Here is a 2,268-nt window from a genome sequence, read left to right as displayed (position 1 = left end):
GGCTAACAGGCTCATAGGAAGCACCTAAATTTGTTCCATAATAGATGTAACTCAACATTGTAAGCTGATAACGTGGAGAGCTTACTCTTGGTGAAGCGTTGGAAAGGAAAATAGTCGTGAGATTAGCGATTGTATAACTTTTCTTTATATCAGTGAAAGTGGTGGCACAGTACCGTTGAAGCGTGTAATGAACGTGGAGGGATAGCCACTAGACTAATAAAAGATTCATTCACCATGCAAGGCAGTTCTTCAACGATTAATAAGGTTCTTGTAAGACTAATAGAGGTTCAGCTCCAAAGGAGCCACCGACTTGTTAAAGCGAAAGAAACTGAGGCACAACGAGTACTATGATATGCAGTATCATTTTGATTCTTTGTATGCTCAAAGTGCTAATGGTCAAAATTTTTATGGTTTACTAGATTTAATGCAATCCAATGAGAATATTCGATTAGCTTACCGAAACATTAAACGAAATACTGGCAGTAAAACGGCTGGATATGACGGATTAACGATTGAAGATATAAAACAATTATCTGTATCAGAAATTGTATCTACGATACAACGAATGTTTGAACACTATATCCCCAAAGCTGTTCGGCGGGTCTTTATTCCAAAGGCAGATGGAAAAACACGTCCTTTAGGAATTCCGACGATTTGGGATAGGCTGTTTCAACAGTGTATTTTACAAGTACTTGAGCCCATTTGTGAAGCGAGGTTTTATAAGCATAGCTATGGTTTTAGACCAAACCGCAATACACATCATGCAAAAGCTAGGTTTGAAACGCTTATCAATCGGGCGTGCTTATATCATTGTGTAGATGTTGACATAAAAGGATTTTTCGACAATGTGGACCATGCCAAACTATTAAAACAAATGTGGTCATTAGGCATTCGAGATAAAGCACTGCTTTCCATTATTTCACATCTTTTAAAAGCCGAAATTATTGGTGAAGGCTTCCCAACGAAAGGCACACCACAAGGTGGTATTCTATCACCTCTCTTATCTAACATCGTACTAAATGAACTAGATTGGTGGGTCAGTCATCAATGGGAAAGTTTTGAAACACGAAAGCTATATAAATCGTATGGTGGCAGATACAATGCATTGAAACAATCGAATTTGAAACATTGCTATATTGTGAGGTACGCAGACGACTTTAAGATCCTGTGTCACACTCGTTCACAAGCGATTAAAATGTATTATGCAGTAAAAGATTTCCTTCAAACAAGGCTACATCTTCAAATTAGTGAAGAAAAGTCGAAAGTAGTCAACTTAAAGAAAAACTCATCAGAGTTTTTAGGTTTTCGTCTTAAAGCACATATGAAAAAGACGAATAGAAGGACTCTCTATGTCGCTCGCTCACACATGACAGAAAAAGCTCTCAAAAATGCACAGATAAAGGGAAAACAAGCAATTAAAGCGATTCAGAAACACCAACCAGCTGAGAACGTATGGCGCTTTAATACCGTTATAATGGGAATTCAAAATTATTATTCAGCTGCGTCACACATAACAGATGATTTAATTAAGCTGAACAATCGTCTTCATAAAGCATTATATAATCGTTTAAAAGAAATGAGAAAAGAGGCAACGTTTCAGGACTTCACAAAAACCTTGCAGAAAAGGTATAAGGGATATGAATGTAAGCTTTATAAAATAAAAGACATGGTACTTGTCCCAATCCACGCCCAACGCTGTAAGGTAAATCTAAACTTTTCTCAATCAATCTGTAACTATACTACCGTAGGTAGAAATAAAATTCATCAAAATTTGCGAGCGATTAATAGACAAACACTCGCCTATGTGATGAAACAATTTGTTCCGAATCGTTCAATTGAATACAACGATAATCGGATTAGCCGTTTTATCGCACAATATGGAAAATGTGCTGTTACAGGAATTGAATTGGGACTGAATGATTGGCATTGTCATCATAAAACACCGTATCATCTCACGAAAGATGATTCATACGGGAACTTAATGATATTGCACGAATCCGTTCACCGCCTTATTCATATGAGAAATCAAGGGAAAATACAAGAGCTTTTAAGTACACTTAAATTAAAGAAAAAGGAACTTAAAAAGGTCAATGAATTGCGTGAGCAATGCCTGAACGAAGCTATCTGATTTCAAATTTCATCTTGCATACACATAAAAATATTGAATGAATTGGATTAGTTGGAACGCCGTATGAGGTGAAAGTCTCACGTACGGTGTGAGGTGGGGGAAAAGCTGGCGATAACTTCAAAAGCTTACCTATCACTATA

1 protein-coding gene is annotated in these 2,268 nt (G+C 36.9%); it reads left to right on the top strand.

Annotation, left to right across the window (positions count from 1 at the left end):
- Positions 1–310: 310 nt before the first annotated feature.
- Positions 311–2,128 (top strand): group II intron reverse transcriptase/maturase, encoded by a 1,818-nt coding sequence (gene ltrA, locus D1953_RS20885; protein WP_119119068.1) that lies wholly within the window; start codon positions 311–313, stop codon positions 2,126–2,128.
- Positions 2,129–2,268: the final 140 nt, after the last annotated feature.

Origin of the sequence: Peribacillus asahii (genome assembly GCF_003570725.1) — a bacterium.
Classification (GTDB): Bacteria; Bacillota; Bacilli; order Bacillales; family DSM-1321; genus Peribacillus; species Peribacillus asahii.
The sequence above is the reverse complement of the archived record's forward strand: the minus strand, read 5'-3'. Positions and strand labels throughout refer to the sequence as shown.